The following is a 21,649-nucleotide window of genomic DNA, read 5'->3' as shown; positions in this document are numbered from 1 at the left end:
CCGCACCTATGGATCCAGCATCAACTGGGTTTCCAGCGCCTGCGCAAACGCCGGCAATGGGCATGTCATGCGTTGATCGGGCGCGCAGATCTCCAGCGCCAGTTCCTGCTGCAGCGGCGGATGTGCCAGATCCAGCGGCGCCAGCGTGCGCAGTTGGTCCAGCGATTGCGCCAGGTAACGTGCACGCACGACGCGCGTTCCGTCAGGTTGGCGCCATAGACCAAGCAGCAGCGCACCGCCCGGAGGCGGGTCGTCGGCGCCGTAGCCGGGCAGATGGAAGTGCACGCCCAGCAGGCTGCTCAGTGCGGCGATGTGGGTGTCGCTGCCGACGAACAGCGAGACCTTCGGTGCCTGCGCGTCGCCGAACCGTTGCAGCACCTCCCGCGCCAGCGGTGCACCCGAACGTGCGGCCATGTAGTGCGGCCGTGCGTAGATGTCGAACAGCAGTGCGTGCAGGCGCGACACCTGCGCCAGCCGCTCGGGGGTGGCGCGGCCCCAGCCGACCTGCGAGAGCGGCAGGCCGTCGGCATATTGCAGCAGCAACACTTCGCCGGTGCCGGAGGTCAGGTCGATCGGCCCGCCCAAGACAAGGCCGCGCCCGTTGGCTGATGGAGTCAATTTGGAAGGCATCCGCGCGAAATCGCAGGGCGTCCGCGTACAGCCCAGAATCTGCTGCAGCGCCTGCAGTTCGGCGGTATGGCCTTGCAGCAAGGCGGCAGGGCCACCGGTCTGTTGCTGGATCGATGCGACCGCTGCGACCGCATCGAACGGCACCGCGCCGGCTTCGATCGGTCGAAACAGCGGATCGTCACTGCCAGCCTCGCGATGCCTGGCGGCGATGCCGCAGCCGGGTGCGAGCGCGTCGGCCAGCAGTGCGCCGCTATCGATGGTGCGTTGATCGGTATTGGCCCACACCGACACGCTGCCGGTCGCCGGGCACCCGCCGTTCGGTAGCAGGGCCTGCTGCACCAACCACTGCCGCAGGTACTCGCCGCTCAAGCGCACGCCTTTGCGACCCCGCGGGGTGAGCAGGCTGGCGGGTGTGGACCAGTGTGGCCACGCTTGGTCGGCATAGTGCGCGGCGGCAGCTTCGCCTTGCAGCGGTGCGCGCACGCCATGCCGGAAGACCACCACCACGCGCTCCAGGTGTGCGGTCTGCGCAGCTGCGGGCGTGCCCGTTTCTGCCCGCTCGCCTGGGGTGCTGGTGGATTGGCCGCCAACGGGAGAGGTGGATGCGCGCTGTGTTGAGGAGACGCAGCCACCCAGCACCAATGCAGCCACCACCAGCAGGCTCAGCGCGCCGCCGGATACCACCGGGATGCCGGGCACGGGCACCGTGCTGCCGCACTGCCTGCGCGTTGCGCCCAAGGTGCGTGCCGCAATCCGCATCGCGTTGCGCATGCCGCCTACGAGGCGGGGGGGCCGTGGCGATTTGCTAGCGCCCGCGAACCGCACACGTGGCAATGCGCCCTGCCCTGATCCATCGCAACCACATGCATCATCTGCATTCTGTTGCGCGTCCGTCGCAAGGGGTGCATGCCGCTGCACGCCTGCGACGTCGTTACACGCGCATCGCCCGAGATCAGAACACATATTTTGCGGTCACCAGGCTGGTCATGCCGGAATCGACGATGTCGGACACCGCTTCGGTATCGTGGCCCACATGTGCCCAGTAGCTGTGCTGCTTGGTGAGGTTGGCCACCGACAGATCCACGCGCAGGTGGTCGGTTGGTGCGTAGCCCACATGCAGGTCCACGCGGGTGATCGGCTTGATCCACAGGTTGTCCCAATGCGCGCCCTGGTTGAGATAGTCGTACACCGAGACGTATTCGCCGGAGTAGTGATAGCTCAGATTGACCGACCACGGCCCCTTCTCGTAGAACAACTCCGCGTTGGCAAGCAGGTTCGGCGCGTTCTGGATGCGCTCGTGTGCGAAGCCTTGTTCGCCCAGATCCACGCGCGTGGTCTGGCGGGTGACATTGGCACCGATGCCGAAGCCGTCCAGCGGCGCGGGCAGGCCCTGGAAGGCCTGCCGCACCGCCGCTTCCATGCCCAGTACGCGGCCGTCGCCACCGTTTTGCGGACGCACGAAACGGGTGCTGGCACTGCCGCTTTCGCCGGCATTGGCTGCCTCGGAGCCACTTTCGTAGATGTAGTCGGTGAGGCGTTTGTAATAGCCGGCCAGCATGGCGTGACCGCCGCTGTCGTTCTGCCATTCGCCCGACAGATCCACGTTGAGCGACTTGATTGGTTTCAGATCCGGGTTGCCTTCGGTGATGGTGGTCTGGCCATCGCTGGAGATATCGGTGGAGCGGCCACCACCCAGCTGCACGAATGCCGGGCGCGTGTAACTGGTCCACACCGAACCGCGATACACCGCGCCATCGCCATCGGGCCGGTAGTTCACGAACACGCTCGGCAGGACCACGTTGTAGCGGGTGCGGTTGTTGGCGAACGCGCCGACCTGCTCGGCCCCGTCGGTGGCAGCCGGCTGCGCCCAGAAGGTGTTGGTGATGGCGGTATGTTCGAAGCGCACGCCCGGCAGGATTTCCCAGTTGCCAGTGCGTAAGGTCGCCATTGCGTAGGCCGCGCTCACCGCTTCGGTGGCGCGCATCGTGTTGCAGTTGAGGTTGTTGATCGCCAGCTGCCCGCAACTGTCGAAGCTGGCCGGCGTGAGCGTGCGTGCGATCAAATCGTTGAGCGCGGCATTGCTCAGGCGCACGGTGGGAAACGCATATTGCCCGGGATACACCGCGTCGTAGCGCTGCGCGATCAGGCCGGTGTCGCGCAACAAGGTGCCGTCGGTGTATTTGGCATTGGTCCAGTCACGGTCGGTGAAGCTGCGCGAGCTGTCGACATACTTCACGCCGAAGGCAATGCGGCTGAGCAGGCCGTCGTCGAAGTCGTAGCCCACGTCGAACTTGCCGCCCCCCTTGTCCTGGCCGCTGAACTGCTTGGAGATCTGCCCGGTGCGGCGCGCGAACAGGCTGCCCACATCCGAGGCCTGCGCCTGCATGGCCGGGGTGAGCAACGGGATCGGAAAGCCATCGCCGTCGTAGCTGATGAAACGGTTGGCGCCGTAGGCGAAGTTGGTCGAGGCGTATTGATCGTTGCGCGCAGAGATTTCCACATGGTCCGGGCGATCGTTATTGCCGGTGCCGTAAAAGATGTTCGGCGCAAATGTCCAATGGCCCAGCTGTTTTTCCGCACCGAACTGGATGGTGGCAAGGTCGGCTTCTTCGGGATTGGTTTCGTACCAGTAACGCACCGCCACGCGATCGATCTGCGGCTGATACGCGCCGCTGGTGCCGATCTGGGTGAAGCTGACATTGGCTGGCACGAACTGCGTGTAGCCGGTGTTCTGCTCGGTCTTGGCGAAGGCGTAGGTCATGCGCGCGTACACATGCAGGCTGGGGTCCACGCGCCAGTCGAAGGCGGCATTGCCACCGTAGCGGCGGGTGTCGCCCTGCGAATAGCCGATGTTGACGCCGGTGCTTTGCAACACCTGTTGCGGGTCGGCGCCGGCTGCCAGATTGCCGCTGGCATCGGCACGTGCGAACTCCCAGGACCCGTCGCTGCGCGCGGCCGAGGCGCCGGCCACTTCGCTGTTCACGAAATGGCGCTCGTCGTAGTACGCACTGACCGACACGCCGAACTGCCCGGCATCGCCGAAGCGCGCATGCCAATCGCCGGCTGCGCCGCTGCCCAGCCCGGAATCGCCGTAGTCGCGTGCACGGCTTTCCAGTCGCCCGCTCAAGGTCACGCTGCCGCCCTGGCGATCGGGCGAATCGAAGGCGCTGGGCGTGCGGTAATCGATGGTGCCACCGATCGCATCACCGTCCATATCGGCGGTGGACGTCTTGTTCAACACGATGGTCTGCAGGCCCGAAGGCGGCAGCAGGCTCAGTTGCACGCCGCGGCTGTACGGCATGCCTTGTGCAACGTTGATGCCGTTGATCAGGTTGACGTTGTATTCGGCATTGAGGCCGCGCACCGAGGAAAACATGCCTTCGCCGCGCGCGGCGCCGTCGATGCCGCCGAAGTACGACTGCCCGGTATTGATCACGTTGACGCCGGGCATCAGGCCCAGCGCTTCGGCCACGTTATGCACGGCAGTGGTCTTCAGATCGTCGGCCGACAGCACGTTGACGGTGTTGGTGGCCGCCATCTGCATGTCGGTCGCGTTGTAGCGCGTGGCGGCGACAGTGATCTTGTCCAGCGTGGCCATATCGCCCTGCGCAGGCGTGGCGGCCTGTGCGGCCTGGGCCGCGGCATGGCCGCACAGTGCGCACAACGACAAACACAGCGCCTGCGACAAACGGGAAGGACGCAACAGCGAACAACGAGCGATCATGGTGGATTCCGATGATGCAGCAGCGCGCCATGTGCTTGGGCCAGGGCAACGCCACCACGAATGTGGGAGAGCGAGGCAGCCAGCAGTGGCGGAACTGCATCACACCTGCAGGCAGGCGCCGGGCATGGTGATGATGCGGCATGTCAGTTTGGTGACCGGCCTTGCGAACATGACAAATGCACGCAGCATGTGCGTAATTCGGCATAGTCGCTGGCGTATGGATGCAGAGCGTCTCGACGATGTGCGCATGTGGCAGCGCTTATAACGGGCCGACTTAGCGTCGCTCCATGAGGCATGCAGTGAGCGGCACTGAATGACGTCTGCGCGGATGCGCGCTCGCGTCGGAGAGACACACGACGCGGGGAAGCTCACCACATGACAGGCGCGCTACCAGCCACTGCGCCCGGCACGCAATTCACCGCCAGCATGTGGGCGCAAGCTCTACACGAGCAAGGCCCACGCTGGGCAAGCGCTATGCCGGCTTACCAGGCCAGGGTCAAGTGCGCAGAAAAATCTCGACCCGCCGATTGAGCTGGCGCCCGCCCGGATTGTCTTGCCCGTTGACGGTATTGGGCGCAACCGGCTGCGCTTCGCCATAGCCTTTGGCATTGGCCGACTGCGCGGCACCACGCGTGCGTAACGCAGCCAGCACGGCATTGGCGCGGCGCTCGGACAGCGCCTGGTTGTAGTCGTCGCTGCCCTTGGCATCGGTGTGCCCGCCTACCTGCATGTCCCTTGCGCTCACCTTGGCCAGCGCAGCGCCCAGCGTGTCGAGTACGCGCGCGGCGTCGGGGCGGATGTCGGATTGATCGAAGTCGAACAAAATGCGGTCGTTCAAGGTGATCAGATAGCCGCAGGGCGCGCCAGGCAGTGCGAACTTCTGCAGCGGCGGGAAGCGGCCGGCCGGCGGCACCTTCGGTAGCGGCAGCATGCGCACTTCGCGCGGCGGTGTGCCGACCGTGCCGGTGCCGTCGCCGCGGTTTTGCACCAGGCCGTCCGGACCGTTCCAGGTCCCCGAGCCATCGGCGTTGATGGCGATCAAGCCACGCGGGCCGTTCCAGGTGCCGCTGCCGTCGCCGTGGTTGTTCACCAGCCCGCTCTTGTCGCTGTTCCAGGTGCCTGCGCCCTTCGCATCCAGGCTGATCAACCCGGCCGGGCCGTTGTAGGTCCCGGCGCCGTTGGACTCGACGCGGATGATTGCATCGTCGCCGCCATCGCCTGCGGCATTGATGGTGCCGCTGCCGTCGGCGTTGACGCTGATCAGCCCACCCTCGAAGTTGGCAGTGCCGCTGCCATCGGCCTTGAGGTTGAATAGACCGCCATCACGATTGCGCAACAGATTGCCATCGGCATCGATGCTGGTCATGCCGGCATCGGTGATCAGCGTGCCGCCCTCGCCGCAGCGCGCCGGTGCAACGCTGACGCCTTCGATCGGGTCGAGGATGTCCTGCAGCGACGCCTCAAGCGCACGTTGTGCCGGGGTCACGCCGGCGATATCGGGTACCACAATCAGCGGGATAGCCGGAAATTCCGGCACTGCCTGATCGGTGGCGGCCGGCGCGGCAGATGTAGGCGTCGCAGTCTGCGTTGCCTGCGGCGTTGCGCCCGCAGCGTCGGCCGTGTTCTGCTGACCTTCGCCGCGGCCGCAACCAGCCAATAGCAAGGGAACCCACATCACTGCCGACAGCGTCTTGCGCATCGCGTCTTCCTTGGTTTGAGCATGTTCGGAAAGCCGCCTGATAGCACGAGCTCGGTCGACAACGCGCCAAGAGCGACTGACAAACCGCCTGCGCGTTCTTCTGGCGTGAGTGCAGCGATTTGCCGGCCACGTCTGGATGAATGCAGTCAGAGGTTCAAGTCAAATGCTGAGTGGGTCGAATGCGCGGTGCCCTCACCGCTCGCGGGACACGCCGTTAACCCGTCCATGGGGGCTCGGTGGCGGCATCCATGCCGCCACCGGTCCCGCAATCGGTAAGGACACCACGCCAGACGGTTTGCTGGTGGCTTTATTGAAGAGCGAAATCAGCGCACCGGACAGTTTTTTGCAGGCTGTTTTATTTAAAACCGTGCGCACCGACCATCTTCACTGGTCCTTGCCCGCCCACCGTCGCGGGACCTTGAGCGGCATGGATGCCGCGCCAGAGCCTCCAGGGACGGATTCACGGCGTGTCCTGCGATGGTGGGCGGGCAAGGGCCCTGCAGCCAGGCCGCACACCAGCCCGTCTGCAACAGAATGACGTGACGTAGTTTATTGGACACGCTTGGTGCCATCGTTGACGCCGACCTTGCGAGCAGCGGCTGGATGCGCGCAACGCGCGCAACCACTCTTCGCTGACCCAACGGCGCCTGGATTCTGCCCGCTTTCAGAGCGTCGCAGACGGTGCAGCCGGTGTCCCGCCTTGCGCAGCCGTACTTCCCGCCGCTTTGGCCTGCAACTGCGCATGCAGGATGCGGCGAATCTCCAGAATCGCCTGCGGGGTTTCCTGCACGCTGTGCCAGGAGGTCACCACCAGTTCCGACGCCGCGCCATCCAGATGCGCGCTGCGATACGGCACCAATCCATCGTCGGAATCGGCGAGCGGCACCTGCGGTTTTTCGCGCCCGATGATGGTGTGGTAGCGGACGCGTGGTGAAATCGGCAAGTCCATCGTGGCGCGCACGAACGGGTCGGTGTCGCGCAGGTTGTCGATGCTGGTGGGCACCAGCAGGCGGCCCTTGCGGCGGTACTCGCCACCATGATCGGCACGTTCGCTGCTGGCCAGGTCCTGCATCACATCGCCGAAGCGATCCAGCAAGGCGATGGGCAGACGCACCAGTTTGCCGACCAGCCGCCCCAGCCCACCTTCGGCCAATGGCGTGCCGCGATGCGGTGCGGCAATGAAGATGGCGCGGTCGATCTGCGGCATCGGCGAAAAATGCAGCAACGGCGACAGCTTCGCGCGGACGCGTGCGCCGCGCTCGCCCTCAAGACGGTAGTTTTCCAACAGCGAATTCCATAACTGCTCGCCCGAAGACGACACCAGCAGCCGCCCGATGACGCCGCCCATGCTGTGGCCGATCAACACCATGTCGTGCGAGGCGATGGCGCTGCCGGACGGGTCGAAGTGACGCAGGCTGCGCTCCACCAGGGACTGGATTTCGGCGCGATTGACCGCCATCGGCGCGTTGGTCGGGTAATACACCTGCCAGATCTGGTAACGCTGGCGCAGCGTTTCATCGCCCATCACTTCGTTGGCCACATTGACCAAGGCCTCCGGGCTGCTGGCCAACCCGTGCAGCATCAGCAGCACGCGGCGATTGGGGTCGTAAGGCTGCATCAGATACAGATGCGGGTGGTCGATGCCGCGGGCGCTGCCCAGCATCGAGCGCAGCGACTGCGCGGCAAAGCCGGATCTGGCCAGCCACAATCCATACGCGGCAGTGAAGTTGGCGGCCAACGGCACGCGCTGCCCGTGCAGCACCACTTCGTTCTGGCGATAGGGGTCGTACGGCAGCATGGTGACCAGGTTGCTGCGCAACACCTCGGCGAGCGTGTCGCCCTCGAAGCGCAGCAACACCGTTGCCGGTGTGTACGGCATTTCGCTGAAAGTGGGCAGCGGGCGATCAGGGCGGGTACCCACCGCTGCGGCTTGCTGCAGCGCCAGCCCGGCCGGATCTCCAACCACGTGCGGGTCCACTTCGGCCACCAGTTCGGCGCCAAACCCATCGCGCCGATAGGTGCTGCGCACGCCGTTGAAGCGCAAGGCCGAGGCGGCAAAGATCGCACGCGGCGTGTAGCCGCCACCCGGCAACCGATAGGCGGACAGATCGATGCCGAGCTGCCAACGTCCCACCGTGGTGGGCGTCGGCGTGGTTTGGCCGGTTTGCTGCGACCGTGCGAACAGGCGCTCCACCACCTGTTGCACGGCGTAGTTGTAGTAATCGCGCGCCTGGGTCTGGCGATTCTCGAACGCGCGCGCACTGGGCGCGCGCGCGGTAAAAAACAGATAGGCGTAGGCATGGCGTGCCGCTTCCAGCCAGGCATCCACCGCCGCATCGCTCATCGTGGTGGGGGTGCGCCCGCTCAGCGCGATTGCATGCGCGGTCCACAGCTCTGCCTGCGTGGCCAGGCGGCGCTCATCGCCGATGCCTGCCTCGCTGGTGAGTTGCTGCAGACACGGTAGCGGGTCGGCGCGGCAGGCTTTGGGCTGCAAGCCGGCAACCTGCAAGGTCTCGCTGCCGGACTGACTCAGCTCGCCGGTGCTCAGCACATCGCCACGCGTCTGGGCGATGTAGTCGCCGCTGTTGCGCGATTGCACCGTCACCATGGCGCAGCCGCTCAAATAGAAACTCGCCAGCACGCCCGCCAGGACCGCAGCGGTGCGGCACATCCGCATGCGCGGCATCACCGCGGTGGCGTCGCTGTTGCACCTGGCGCAGGCGCCAGCGGCATGCCGGCACGGATGCGCGCAGAAAAATCCGCTGCCTTGTCGGCGGCGATCGCGCGTGCGGTGAAATGCCCGCGCTGCTTCAAGGTGGCGAAGTCGTAACCGGGCATCAGGCCGTGATGGTCGTAGGCGTATTCGTCGACATAGCCGGACAGCAGCAAACGGTGATCCAGCGGCAGCGTGGGCTGCAGTTGCCGCACCAGCGCGAACACAATGGTGGTGCAGTTGCTGGTGAGCGTGTTGTAGAACGCCGGCTTGCGATCGAGCTCCTTGGCCAGCTCCACGTACCCCATGAACATGCGGCGCAAGCCGGCCTTGGGAATCGCCAGCCGATACAGATACATGTCTTCGCCGCGCGCATTGGTGCGCACGCGCAGGATGTCGCGCTCGTCGGCAGCCACCAGGGTTTCTTCGAAACTGCGAAAAAACCCGCCCACGGCCGAAAACGATTCGCCGCGTTCCTTGCGGATTTCCAGCGAGAACACCACGCGCGCGCCGTCGTCGAAGCCGAACGACACCAGCGTGTGCGCAATCGCCGGGCCCATCCAGTACGACAAGGCCAGATCGGCGCTGACCAGGCGATCCAGATCGTACTGACGGGTTTCCCAGCGCGGCACGTAGTCGGTTTCGCTGTGCCAGTCGAAATTGCGCACGTTGTGCAGGGTGACGATGTTGCCTTGCACCTGTGGCCGCAACCGCTGGGCGACATCGTCGGCCCACTCGCGGTCCTGGCTGGGCGGCATCATCCACCAGGCCAACGCCAGCACCACGAACGCGGCACTGAAGATGCCGACCAAGGCCCAATTCTCACGGCCGCGGCGCAAGCCCCACAGCGCTGCCATCGCCATTGCGCACCATGACGCCACCCACCCGGCGCGCACGAAGGCGTTGCCGGTGAGTGCGTAATAAAGTGCCAGGCCGCCCCACAACGCAGCCAGCACCAACACAACCCGCAGGGCCCAGCGACCGATGCAGGCGCGCGTGGCCGGTGTCATCGCGTACCGCCTTCCGGTACCTGCATGCCCAGCGCATGCATCAGCAGATCGGCCGAGCGATGTGCGAGCCGCTTGCGCTCTGTTTCGTCGTTACCGCGCAGGCAGCTGCCCAGCATGTCGATCACCAAGAGCAGCTGTTCGTCATCGACATCGGCCCGGCACAGCCCGGCATCGCGGGCGCGATGGACGAACGGCAGAAAGATGCTGACCACGCGCCGGTCGGCCGCTTCCACTGCCGGGTGTGCGCGTTCCATCGAGCGCCAGAAATCCACCAACGGCGCAGACTGGGCGATGTGCTCGGCCACGTCGTGCAGCAGCACGGCCAAGCCGTCCGGGCGGTCGGCCAGATCGGCGGCCAGCCGCTCCAGGCCGTCCAGCCCGCGTGCCATCAGCGCGGTCATCAGCGCCTCCCGATCCGGGAAATTACGGTACAAGGTGGCGCGGCCGAGGCCGGCGCGCTCCACCACCAGTTCCAGCGGAGCATTGACGCCGTATTCGCTGAACACTTCGTCGGCGGCATCGAGAATCTGCCGGCGGCGCAGCGCGGCATCGGGGCGTGAGGTCGTCATGCCGGCATTATCGGACAGATTTGTCCGGTAATGCCAGAGTCCGCTTGGCAATTCCGCGCCCTTTCCGACCAACGGCCTGCGCGGCCGTTGGCTTGGCCTTGAACCAGCAACTTGAACTACTGATCCAACAGCTGATCCAACGGCCGCTCAATCAGCCGGTGTTCTGCACGCCTTGCGAGACGCCATTGACGCAGGCCACCAGCGCGCGCAGCAATGCTTCGTCTTCGCCATCGGTGGCCCGCCAGCGTTGCAGCAGGTCCACCTGCAGCACGCTGATCGGGTCGATGTAGGGGTTGCGCAGGCGGATCGACAGCGCCAGCCGCGGGTCGTGCTGCAACAGCGATTGCTGTTGCAGCAGCGCCTTGACCCAGCCCTTGGTCAGGGCCAGTTCGTCGCGAATCTGCGGGAAGAAGCGCTCGTGCAGATCACCGGACAGCCGCGAGAACAGCTCGGCGATATTCAGATCGCCCTTGGACAACACCATGGCGATGTCGTCCAGGAAGGTGCGGAAGAACGGCCAGTCCTGCGCCATTTCGCGCAAGGTGTCTTCATGCCCGGCATCCACCGCCGCCTGCAACCCGCTGCCGACGCCGTACCATCCCGGGATCACCGCACGCGCCTGGCTCCACGCAAACACCCACGGAATCGCGCGCAGGTTGGACAATGCCGCATCCTGTCCCAACCGCCGCGACGGACGCGAGCCCAGCGTCATGCGCTCGATCACATCGATCGGCGTGGCCAGGCGGAAGTACTGCATGAAATCCGGCGCACCGACGAAGGCGCGATAGGCCACGGTGCTGCGTCCGGCCACCAGATCCATCACCGGGCGCCAGCGCTCCTCGCGCGGCTCGGGCGCACGCGGGCGCAGGCTCGACAGCAACACCGCGCCGGTCATCTGTTCCAGCGAGCGCAGCGCCAATGCACGAATGCCGTACTTGCGATGGATCACCTCGCCCTGCTCGGTGACGCGCAAGCGGCCATCGACGCTGCCGCGGGGTGCGGCATCCAGCGCGCGGCTGGTCTTGCCGCCGCCGCGCGCGATCGAGCCACCACGGCCGTGGAAGAAGGTCAGCCGCACGCCCAGCTCGGCGGCGGCTTCCAGCAATTCGACCTGCGCGCGTTGCAGGCCCCAGCGCGAGGCCGCAATGCCGCCGTCCTTGCCGCTGTCCGAATACCCCAGCATCACCATCTGCGTATCGCCGCGCGCGGCCAGGTGCTGGCGATACACCGGGTCGGCCAGCAGGTCCTGCACGGTGCCGGTGCCGCCACGCAGATCGTCCACGGTTTCGAACAGCGGCACGATGTCCAGCGGCACCGCGCCCGCGTCGTCGACCAGGCCGCCGCGGCGCGCCAACGCGAGCACGGTGAGCACGTCGGCGCGGTTATGCGCCATCGAAATGATGTAGCTGCCCAGCGCATCGGCGCCGTGGCGCGTGCGTGCATCGGCGAGTGCGGCGAACACCGCATCCAGGCGCGCATTGCCCTCGTCGGCCACGCGCGGCAGCGCCTGTTCGCCGGAGGCATACGGGCCGAGCAAGCCAGCACGCTGCCTGGCGTCCTGTTCGTCCCAATCCGCCAGGCCCAGGGCGTCGGCCACTGCGCGCGCATGCACGCTCGATTCCTGGCGCACGTCCAGGCGCGCCAGATGAAACCCGAAACTGCGTACGCGCCACAGCAGACGCCGCACGGCGAACCAACCGGCGTGCAGGCCCTTGTTGGCCTGCAGGCTGTCCAGGATCAATTGCAGGTCGTGTTCCAGCTCGGACGGGCTGGTGTAGGCGCCGGCGGCATCGTCCAGCGTGGCCTGCAGGCGTGCGCGCATCAGGTCGTTGAACAGGCGGTACGGCATGTCGCCATGGCGCGGACGCGAACGCGCGGCGTCTTCGGGAAGCAGCGCGCGGTAGCGTTCCAGCTGCGCGGTGAGTTCCGGGCTGACCTGCACCAGCGTGGTCGATTGACTGAGCAGGCTGGCCAGTTGCCAGAGTTCCTTCTGGTAGCGGTCCAGCACCGCGCGGCGCTGCGCATCCAGGGTGCCGGCGATGGTGGTGGCATCCACGTTCGGGTTGCCGTCCATGTCGCCGCCCACCCAGGTGCCGAAGCGCAGCAGGCGCGGCAATGGCGGCACACTGCCGTAGGTTTCTTCGATGGCGTGTTCGAGCGTTTCGTACATCACCGGGATGACGCGGTAGAGCACCTGGGTGAGATAGAAGCCCACATGCTCGCGCTCGTCGTCCACGGTGGGGCGCACCGGCGAGGAATCGGCGGTCTGCCACGAGGCGGTCAAGGCCATGCGGAAGCGCGCGGCATCGCTGGCGCGTTCGTTGGGCGTGCGCATGCCGTCCAGGTTGTCGACCAGGCTGGCGACCATCAGCTGTTCTTTTTCCAGCAACGCGCGGCGCACCGCTTCGGTGGGGTGCGCGGTGAATACCGGTTCCACATCGATGCGCGGCAACCACCCGCTGAGTTCGTCCAGGGTCACGCCCTGCGCCTTGAGCCGGCGCAAGGCGTCATGCAGGCCATCGGGCTGCGGGGTGTCGGTGCCACTGCGCTGGTAATCGCGGCGGCGGCGGATGCGATGCACGCGCTCGGCGATGTTGACCACCTGGAAATAGGTGCTGAAGGCGCGCACCAGCGCTTCGGCCTCGCGCGGCTCGCGGCCGGTGAGTTGTTCGCTCAAGGTAGATGGCGGGGCATCGCTTTCGCGCCGCGAGATCGCGGTGGTGCGCACGCGTTCGATTTCATCGAGGAATTCCGCAGACACCTGCTCGGCGAGCAGATCGCCCACCAGTGCACCGAGCCGACGCACATCGTCGCGCAAGGGAAGGTCGGGGGTAGCGAACACAAGACTGCTGCGGTACTCGTTCATCGGAAACGCACACCCTCTTCAAGCGCAAAGTCGTCGAAGACTAACCCAAAAGGATTAGATGATCGCGACCGGCACGACGGTTTCAACACCAACCATCGTGTGCGCCTATCGACGACCTGTAGGCGCGGGCTTGCCCGCGATGGGCTTTCCCGGCAACGCCCATCGCGGGCAGGCCCGCTCCTACGGGTGATCGCGCAACCATCCACGCGGCTCAGCAGTCGTTGCCGGCAGCGCATCAGCCACATCCTCATCTGCTGTAGGAACGCACCCGGGCGCGACGAAGCTTCATCGGTAACGTCGCGTCGCGCGCAAGCGCGCTCCTACGGGTGTCAGCGCACCGGTGCCAGCGCACCATCGATCAACGCTTGCGTGTGGCGCTCTTCTCCGGCAACGGCTCGCCGACATTGGTCTGCAACCACTGCTCGCTTTCGGCCAGCATCTGCATGATCGATTGCCGCGCGCGGTAGGCATGCGATTCGTTGGGCAGCATCACCAGCCGCGCGGTGCCGCCCAGGCCCTTGATTGCGGCGAACATGCGTTCGCTCTGGATCGGGAAGGTGCCGGTGTTGTTGTCGTCCTGGCCATGGATCAGCAGCAGCGGGTCCTTGATCTTGTCGGCATAGTTGAACGGCGACATCGCTTGGTAGACCGGTTGCGCCTGCCAGTAGTTGCGTTCTTCGGCCTGGAAACCGAACGGGGTGAGCGTGCGGTTGTAGGCGCCGCTGCGCGCGATGCCGGCCTTGAACAGGCGCGTATGCGCGAGCAGGTTGGCGGTCATGAAGGCGCCGTAGGAATGCCCGCCGATGGCAATGTGCTGCCGGTCGGTGACGCCGCGCCGCACCACTTCATCCACGGCCGCCTGCGCATCGGCGATCAGCTGCGGCACGTAAGTGTCGTTGGGTTCGGCATCGCCTTCGCCCACGATCGGCATGGTCGGGTTGTTGAGCACCACATAGCCGATCGCCAGGAACGCCTGCGGCCCCCAGTAGCTGATGGCGTTGAAGCGGTACGGCGAGTCGGTGACCTGGCTGGCGGTGTCGGCGCTTTTGAATTCGCCCGGGTAGGCCCACATCAGCAGCGGCCGCAGGCCGTCGCGCTTGGGGTCATAGCCGGGCGGCAGCAACAGTGTGGCGGTGAGGTCCACCCCATCGGCGCGCTTGTAGCGGATCTGCTCATTCTGCACGCCGCGCAACTGCGGCAACGGGTGCGCGAACTGCGTCAACGCGCGCGGTGCGGACGTTGCATCGCCCAGCGACTGCACGAAGTAGTTGGCCGGTTCTTCAGGCGATTCGCGGCTGAGCAGCAACTGCGTGCCTTGCGCGTCCAGCAGCGCCAGGGGCGCGGAATAGGTGGGCGCCTGCGAATGAAACAGCCGTGTGGCGCGCTTGCTTTGCAGATCGAACCGGTCCACAAACGGGCGGTCGCCTTCGGGCGAGGCGCCCTTGCCGAGCAGGAACAGGCTGTTGCCATCGGCACTGGTCTGCAGCAACGCGCGGCCCTTGCCATCGGCCACCGTCGCCGGCGTGCCCGGGTCCTTGTAGCGGTCCTGCGAGGAGCGATCCCACAACAGTTCGGGCGCGCGTTGCGGTTGGTCCGGTGCGATGCGCCACTGTTTGGTGCGGCGAGTCTTCCACCAGCTCTCGCTCACAATCGCCAGGTCGCCGCGGCCCCAGTGAATGCCCTCGAACCGGCTGCCCAACTGCGCCAGCGTCACCGGTGCGCGGTTGAACGGTGCGGCCTGCATCCGCACCGCATCGCGGATGGTGCTCTCGCGTGCCGGGTCACCGCCATCCTGCGCTTCGGCCCACACCAAGGTGGCCGGCGCATCGTGCCGCCAGGCGATGTCGCGCACGCCGGTGGGCACGGCGTCGTTGCCGGTCGGCAGGCCTTCGACCAATGGCAGCTGCGCGATCTGGCGCACCAGCTTGCCCTGCAGGTCCAGCACCTCGATGCGGCGCGGGAAATTGTCCACCGGCACCAGATACGAAAACGGCCGCTCAGCGCGTTCGCTCAGGATGTAACGGCCATCCGGCGACACCGACAGATTGAGATGGATGCCGGGCGCGGCGATCGGGCGGACCTGCCCGCTTAGCGTAACGATGATCGGTTGGCCGGTGGCGTAGTACTCGAACACGCGCGCATCGGCCTCGTTGCGCAACAGGTCCTGATAGGTCGGCAGCGAGCGCACCCCGGCAGCGGCGCCGGTCTGCTGGATCGCCGGGCCGGCCGGTGTCGCATCGCGGGCCGGCGGCGCGCCCTGCCCCGCCACCTGCTGCAGCAGCAATCCGCTGCCATCGGGCAACCAATGCAATGCGTCGTCGACGCTGGTGTTCAAGCCAGCCAGCAGACGCCGCGCCTGCCCGGCGGCCACGTCCACCAGCCACAGTTCGTTGGCGCCACTGGTGGCATCCTCGCGGCGGAACGCCAGGTAGCGCTGATCCGGCGACCAACTCAGATCGGCCAGCGACAACGGCGACGGCAGCCCGGCAATCTGGCGCTCGCTTCCGTCGGCCACCGCCAGCAGCCACAGCTTGCTGGCGAAGGAGAAGCGGCTGGCCGCGTGGGTTTTGGGATGGATGCGCACGCCGGCCAGCTTGAGTTCGGGCTGGGCCACCTCGGCGATGTCCGGCAACGCCGGCAACTGCAGCATCGCGGCCAGGTCGCGCTTGGGCGAGAGCTGCAGCAACGGCGCGCGCGGTGCGTCCACCACCGCCTGCAGTGCCTTGGATGGCAGCTGATACGCGCTGCCTGCCGCGGCGCCCGGCTGCGTCACTGTTGCGCCGGCCGCCGGGCCGGCCGCCATCGCCAACACCGGCGCGCTCAATGCCAGCGCCCCTGCCAGCGCCCATGTGTGCTGCCGCCAACCTTGCGCATGCTGTTTCTCCTGCATTGCCCGTCCCCGGTGATGGTCGACCTGCGACCATACCAGCCGCCCGCCAGCCGCTCCCCTGCCGTTGGTGGGGGGCGTGCCACTTCAAACCGGCCAATTCATGCCGGAGGGGGGTGCTGCCGATATAATCAGCGCTCTCGTCGAGGGGCGCTGCGACCGGTAGGGCGGACTGATCCGCTTCACTGCACGAAAAGTGCAGGCAACTACGGCCAGGCTCGACCAGCAGTTACCGTTCAACGGCGCCCGGAATTGCAGACATTCGTTTGCCTACCGGAGCCATTGCATGAACGCTGTCACAAAGATTACCCCGCACGCCGATTACAAGATTGCCGACATCTCCCTGGCCGATTGGGGCCGCAAGGAGCTGGACATCGCCGAGCACGAAATGCCGGGCCTGATGTCGATCCGCCGCAAGCATGCGCAGACCAAGCCGCTGAAGGATGTGCGCATCACCGGCTCGCTGCACATGACCATCCAGACCGCGGTGCTGATCGAAACGCTCAAGGACATCGGCGCCAACGTGCGCTGGGCCTCGTGCAACATCTTCTCCACCCAGGACCATGCCGCCGCGGCGATCGCCGCCACCGGCACGCCGGTGTTCGCCTGGAAGGGCGAGACGCTGGAAGAGTACTGGGACTGCACCCTGGACGCGCTGACCTTCAGCCTGCCCGACGGCACCCTCACCGGCCCGGAGCTGGTGGTGGACGACGGCGGCGACGTCACCCTGCTGATCCACAAGGGCTACGAGCTCGAAAACGGCAGCACCTGGGTCGACGAGCCGGCGTCTTCGCACGAAGAAGGCGTGATCAAGGCGCTGCTCAAGCGCGTGGCCGTCGAGCGCCCGGGCTACTGGGCCCGCGTGGTCAAGGACTGGAAGGGCGTCTCCGAAGAGACCACCACCGGCGTGCATCGCCTGTACCAGATCGCCGAAGCCGGCAAGCTGCTGATCCCGGCCATTAACGTCAACGACTCGGTCACCAAGAGCAAGTTCGACAACCTCTATGGCTGCCGCGAGTCGCTGGCCGATGGCCTCAAGCGCGCGATGGACGTGATGCTGGCCGGCAAGGTCGCCGTGGTCTGCGGCTACGGTGACGTGGGCAAGGGCAGCGCCGCCTCGCTGCGTAACTATGGCGCCCGCGTCATCGTCACCGAGATCGACCCGATCTGCGCGCTGCAGGCGTCGATGGAAGGCTACGAGGTCAACACCATCGAATCCACCCTGGGTCGCGGCGACATCTATGTCACCACCACCGGCAACAAGGACATCATCACCGTCGAGCACCTGCAGGCGATGAAGGACCAGGCCATCGTGTGCAACATCGGCCACTTCGACAACGAAATCCAGGTCGATGCGCTGAATGCACTCAAGGGCGTGGAGAAGATCAACATCAAGCCGCAGGTGGACAAGTACGTGTTCCCCAATGGCAACGCGATCTTCCTGCTGGCCGACGGCCGCCTGGTGAACCTGGGCTGCGCCACCGGCCACCCGAGCTTTGTGATGTCCAACTCGTTCGCCAACCAGACCCTGGCCCAGATCGACCTGTGGGAAAAGCGCGACAGCTACGAGAAGAAGGTCTACATCCTGCCCAAGCACCTGGATGAAGAAGTGGCCCGCCTGCACCTGGAAAAGATCGGCGTGAAGCTGACCACCCTGACCAAGGACCAGGCCGATTATCTCGGCGTGGATGTGGCCGGCCCGTACAAGCCGGATCATTACCGCTACTGACCCATTGGTAAAACATCGCCATGCAGATAAGAACGGGCGCCGCGAGGCGCCCGTTTTTCATGCGATCGGCGGACCAGGCGCCTCGAATGGGTCTGTAACCGGCGCTGCCCATGAGCTGAGAGGGTACCGCGCCACGCGGATCGGAACGCCGCTCACGCCGGCTCAGGCAGAAGGTGCAGTGGGGCGCCAGTGTCGTTCATCGACCCAACGCTGACCAATGTCGCTCCGCATCGATGCCGGAGGCCCCGCTAGCTGCGACAATGCGCGCCCGATTCGAACGCTGGAGCCCCTACCCGATGTCGCTGGAGACACAAGCCGAACGATTCATGCAGACCCTGGAAGCGCTGGGTGGCTCTGCAGGCAACGGCAAGCTGGGCAGCGCGCTGGGCTGGGCGGACAGCACCTACACGCAGGTCAAGGCACACCTCATCGAGCAAGGCCGTATCGTGCCCGGCCGTGGGCGCGGTGGTTCTGTGTCGATCGCTGGCGCCAGTCCCGCGCCGGACAGACAGCGCAACGCCGCATCGCCAACGCCGCACGCCAAACGCGGCAGCGCGAAGACGGAGCAGGGCAGCCACAACGCCTACGTCCAGGCCTTCAATGCCATCGACAAGGCCATGCGCAACGACGAAGGCCTCGCCTCGGAGCTGGACTACGCCGAGCAGACCTCGTGGCTGCTGTTCCTGAAGTACCTGGATGACATGGAACACGAATGGGCTGATGAAGCCCTGCTCAAGGGCAAGGCCTACGACGCCATCCTGGCCAAGCCCTATCGCTGGCAGGACTGGGCCGCGCCGATGACGCGGGACGGCAGACCCGACCCCAACGCGCGCACCGGCAGCGATCTGATCGAGTTCGTCAACGGCAAGCTGGTCCCGCACCTCAAGTCGTTCAAGGACAGCACCGTGCAGGCCGACAGCCTGCAGTACAAGATCGGCGAGATCTTCTCGGAAGTCTCCAACCGCTTCCGCTCCGGCTATACCCTGCGCGACGTGCTGCAGATCGTCGACACGCTGAGCTTCGGCAGCTCAGAGGCCAAGCACGAGCTGTCCGAACTGTACGAAACCCGCATCAAGCGCGTGGGCAACGCCGGCCGCAATGGCGGCGAGTACTACACCCCGCGCCCGCTGATCCGCGCGATGATCCAGGTGGTACAGCCGCAGATCGGCGAAACCATCTACGACGGCGCCTGCGGCAGCGCGGGCTTCCTGTGCGAGGCATGGGAGCACCTGCGCCGCGATGATCTATCCGCCAAGGACTGGGACACGCTGCAGCGCAAAACCTTCTATGGGCAGGAGAAGAAATCGCTGGCCTACGTGCTGGGCGTCATGAACATGATCCTGCACGGCATTGATGCGCCCAATATCCGCCACGCCAACACGCTGTCGGAAAACGTCATGGATATCCAGCAGAAGGACCGGCACGACATTGTGCTGGCCAATCCACCCTTCGGCGGCGGCGAGCGTAAGGAAGTGCAGCAACACTTCCCCATTCGCTCATCGGAGACGGCTTACCTGTTTCTGCAGCACTTCATCCGCAAGCTCAAAGCCGGTGGACGCGGCGCGGTGGTCATCAAGAACACCTTCCTCAGCAATACCGATAACGCCAGCATCGAACTGCGCCGCGAACTGCTAAACAACTGCAACCTGCATACGGTGCTGGACTGCCCGTCCGGCACCTTCCAGGGCGCGGGCGTGAAAACCGTGGTGCTGTTCTTCGACAAGGGCGCGCCCACGCGCAATATTTGGTACTACCAGCTCGATCCCGGCCGTTCGATGGGCAAGACCAATGCGCTGAATGATGCGGATCTTGTCGAGTTCGTGGCACTGCAGAAGACCAAGGCAGGCAGCGAGAAGAGCTGGACGGTCGATGTGGCCAACGTCGATGTCGCCACCTGCGACCTGTCGGTCAAGAACCCGCACGCGCCGGAGTCCGCACCGCAGCGTACCCCGCAGCAGATCATCGACGACATGCTGGCGCGGGATGCGGAGACGGCGAAGTTGCTGGCGACGGTAAGGGCGATGCTGTGAGTAGTCGAACGCAGACCCGCACCGGCGGCAGAGAAGCCACAACAAGAACGATCATGGGCAACGTTGCATTGTCCGTGAATCGCCCCGGCGTCGACCCGCCGAGTGGTTGGGAATGGTTGCCCCTTGCAAGTATAGCAAGGATGGAGTCTGGTCATACGCCAAGTCGAAACAAGCCCGAGTATTGGGGGGGAGACATCCCGTGGATTGGGATACGTGATGCGAAGTCTGCTCACGGTGGAACGGTCTCGCAAACCCTTGAAAAAACAAACGCATTAGGCATCTCGAATTCCTCCGCACGAGTGCTTCCAGCTGGAACTGTCTGTCTATCTCGCACCGCCTCGGTCGGCTATGTAGTCAAGATGGGTCGCGAAATGGCGACCAGCCAGGACTTTGTCAACTGGGTGTGTTCCGGAAGTATCGACCCGGACTTCCTGCGCTATCTCTTCGTGGCCGAGGAGTCGGCTCTCTCGCGTTTCTCAAGCGGATCAGTGCATCAGACGATCTACTATCCTGAATTGAAAGCATTTCATGTCTGCATACCTTCGATGACACAGCAGAAGCGCATCGTCGCAGTGCTGGATCAGGCCTTCGCCGCACTCGACCGCGCCCGCGCAAATTGCGAAGAGAGTCTCCAAGCTGCTGAAGGTCTTCTTCGACGCACCTTGGGCGACGAGTTCGAAGCGATCGCCAGCCAATCAAGCTCGCTTGCCCTGCAGGATGCAGTGCATCCGGATTGCAGTCTGTCTTATGGAATCGTTCAGCCGGGAGACGAGGTAAGTAATGGGCTGCCAATCGTGCGTCCCGTTGATTTGACGCGGCGAGAGGTGGGCCTTGCCGGCTTGAAACGAATTGACCTACGCGCTGCACGCGGTTACGCACGAACGACGTTGAAAGGCGGAGAGCTTCTACTCTGCGTAAGAACCTGTTCACGATCTTCGCAGATCAGTGCAGACTATGCGGATGCGCCAAAAGACCTATCCGAGTGACATGAGCCGGGAGCAGTTCGCACACGTGCTGCCGATCCTGGAACAAGCGCGCAAGCGCACCAAGCCACGCCGTGTGGATTTATATGAGGTGTGGTGCGCAGTGTTGTACGTGCTGCGAACCGGTTGCCAATGGCGAGCGCTACCCAGCGACTTTCCGAAGTGGCGGACCGTGCACTCGTACTTTGCCAAGTGGAGCGAGTGCGACGATGAGGGGGTGAGCCTGCTGGAGCGGGCGCTCAAAAAATCAGGTTGGCGTGGCCCGCGTGAGACAGGGGCGCAACGCTTGCACCAGGTTCTTGATCGTGGACGCGCAGAGCGTCAAGAACACGGACACAGCTGGGCAAAAGGGGTATGACGCAGGCAAGAAGGTGTCGGGCATCAAACGGCATATCGCTGTTGATAGTCAGGGGTTGCCCCACGCAATCGCGGTGACGACGGCGGAGGTGACCGACCGCAAAGGTGCGCTGCAGGCGTTGGAGCGCTGTCAGTCAAACCTGACGCTTGTACAAAGCTTACTGTGCGACGGCGGTTACACCGGAGTACCGTTTGCCAGCGGCGCGCGAGAGATTTTAGGCGAGCAGCTCACGGTGCAGATTGCCAAGCGCAGCGAACTGCACACCTTCAAGGTCATGCCCAAGCGATGGATTGTCGAGCGTAGTTTTGCTTGGCTGGAGAAGAACCGAAGGCTATGGAAGAACTGCGAGCGCAAACTCAACACCAGCCTGCAGTTCATCCATTTGGCCTTCTTGGCACTGTTACTCAGAAGATTGTGAACAGGTTCTTAGGGGCAACACCGGCGCTATTTC

At 65.1% G+C, this 21,649-nt stretch carries 12 protein-coding genes, 1 pseudogene and 1 riboswitch; of the genes and pseudogenes, 5 read left to right on the top strand and 8 right to left on the bottom strand.

Features of this window, described 5'->3' with window-relative positions:
* Positions 1–6: 6 nt before the first annotated feature.
* Both M3O59_RS04100 and M3O59_RS04095 read right to left on the bottom strand, forming a co-directional pair.
* The gene (locus M3O59_RS04100) at positions 7–1,593 is read right to left on the bottom strand and encodes a histidine-type phosphatase (RefSeq protein WP_147308599.1); all 1,587 of its coding nucleotides are present in this window, start codon (positions 1,591–1,593) and stop codon (positions 7–9) included.
* Positions 1,583–4,354 (bottom strand): TonB-dependent receptor, encoded by a 2,772-nt coding sequence (locus M3O59_RS04095; RefSeq protein ID WP_116906933.1) that lies wholly within the window; start codon positions 4,352–4,354, stop codon positions 1,583–1,585. The genes M3O59_RS04100 and M3O59_RS04095 overlap by 11 nt, the downstream gene beginning before the upstream one ends.
* On the opposite strand from M3O59_RS04095, the pseudogene M3O59_RS04090 reads away from it, so the two are divergent.
* Positions 4,353–4,601: pseudogene (locus tag M3O59_RS04090) on the top strand (hypothetical protein); the annotation flags it as partial. The gene M3O59_RS04095 and the pseudogene M3O59_RS04090 overlap by 2 nt on opposite strands.
* Before the next feature lie 249 nt (positions 4,602–4,850).
* Here M3O59_RS04090 and M3O59_RS04085 read toward each other — a convergent pair.
* The 6 genes from M3O59_RS04085 to M3O59_RS04060 form a co-directional block, all read right to left on the bottom strand.
* Positions 4,851–6,053: an OmpA family protein gene (locus M3O59_RS04085; protein ID WP_116906931.1), complete on the bottom strand. Its 1,203-nt coding sequence runs from the start codon at positions 6,051–6,053 to the stop codon at positions 4,851–4,853.
* 664 nt (positions 6,054–6,717) lie between these two features.
* Positions 6,718–8,742, bottom strand: coding sequence for an esterase/lipase family protein (locus tag M3O59_RS04080; RefSeq protein ID WP_181920673.1), 2,025 nt, complete (start codon positions 8,740–8,742; stop codon positions 6,718–6,720).
* The gene (locus M3O59_RS04075; RefSeq protein WP_116906882.1) at positions 8,739–9,776 is read right to left on the bottom strand and encodes a DUF4105 domain-containing protein; all 1,038 of its coding nucleotides are present in this window, start codon (positions 9,774–9,776) and stop codon (positions 8,739–8,741) included. The genes M3O59_RS04080 and M3O59_RS04075 overlap by 4 nt, the downstream gene beginning before the upstream one ends.
* Positions 9,773–10,345: a TetR/AcrR family transcriptional regulator gene (locus M3O59_RS04070; protein WP_064630903.1), complete on the bottom strand. Its 573-nt coding sequence runs from the start codon at positions 10,343–10,345 to the stop codon at positions 9,773–9,775. The genes M3O59_RS04075 and M3O59_RS04070 overlap by 4 nt, the downstream gene beginning before the upstream one ends.
* Before the next feature lie 151 nt (positions 10,346–10,496).
* On the bottom strand, positions 10,497–13,211 hold the full coding sequence (gene ppc, locus M3O59_RS04065) for a phosphoenolpyruvate carboxylase (protein ID WP_116906884.1): 2,715 nt from the start codon (positions 13,209–13,211) through the stop codon (positions 10,497–10,499).
* Between the two features lie 358 nt (positions 13,212–13,569).
* The gene (locus M3O59_RS04060) at positions 13,570–16,101 is read right to left on the bottom strand and encodes a S9 family peptidase (protein WP_116906885.1); all 2,532 of its coding nucleotides are present in this window, start codon (positions 16,099–16,101) and stop codon (positions 13,570–13,572) included.
* A 136-nt stretch (positions 16,102–16,237) separates the two neighbouring features.
* A riboswitch (S-adenosyl-L-homocysteine riboswitch) is annotated at positions 16,238–16,353 on the top strand.
* Positions 16,354–16,384: 31 nt separating this feature from the next.
* On the opposite strand from M3O59_RS04060, the gene ahcY reads away from it, so the two are divergent.
* From ahcY to M3O59_RS04040, 4 genes are all read left to right on the top strand, one after another.
* Entirely contained in the window at positions 16,385–17,827 is a 1,443-nt protein-coding gene (ahcY, locus tag M3O59_RS04055) for an adenosylhomocysteinase (RefSeq protein WP_116906886.1), read from the top strand.
* A gap of 260 nt (positions 17,828–18,087) precedes the next feature.
* Entirely contained in the window at positions 18,088–19,857 is a 1,770-nt protein-coding gene (locus M3O59_RS04050; RefSeq protein WP_249046821.1) for a class I SAM-dependent DNA methyltransferase, read from the top strand.
* A 53-nt stretch (positions 19,858–19,910) separates the two neighbouring features.
* The gene (locus M3O59_RS04045; protein WP_116906887.1) at positions 19,911–20,843 is read left to right on the top strand and encodes a restriction endonuclease subunit S; all 933 of its coding nucleotides are present in this window, start codon (positions 19,911–19,913) and stop codon (positions 20,841–20,843) included.
* Positions 20,818–21,616 (top strand): IS5 family transposase gene (locus tag M3O59_RS04040; protein ID WP_373419007.1). Its coding sequence is split into 2 segments (ribosomal slippage): positions 20,818–21,089 and positions 21,088–21,616, totalling 801 coding nucleotides; the frame shifts between segments, so codons are not numbered across the junction. The genes M3O59_RS04045 and M3O59_RS04040 overlap by 26 nt, the downstream gene beginning before the upstream one ends.
* The last annotated feature ends 33 nt before the right edge of the window (positions 21,617–21,649 follow it).

This window comes from Xanthomonas nasturtii (assembly GCF_023337365.3).
GTDB lineage: Bacteria > Pseudomonadota > Gammaproteobacteria > Xanthomonadales > Xanthomonadaceae > Xanthomonas > Xanthomonas nasturtii.
This window is presented reverse-complemented; position numbering and strand designations above follow the sequence as displayed.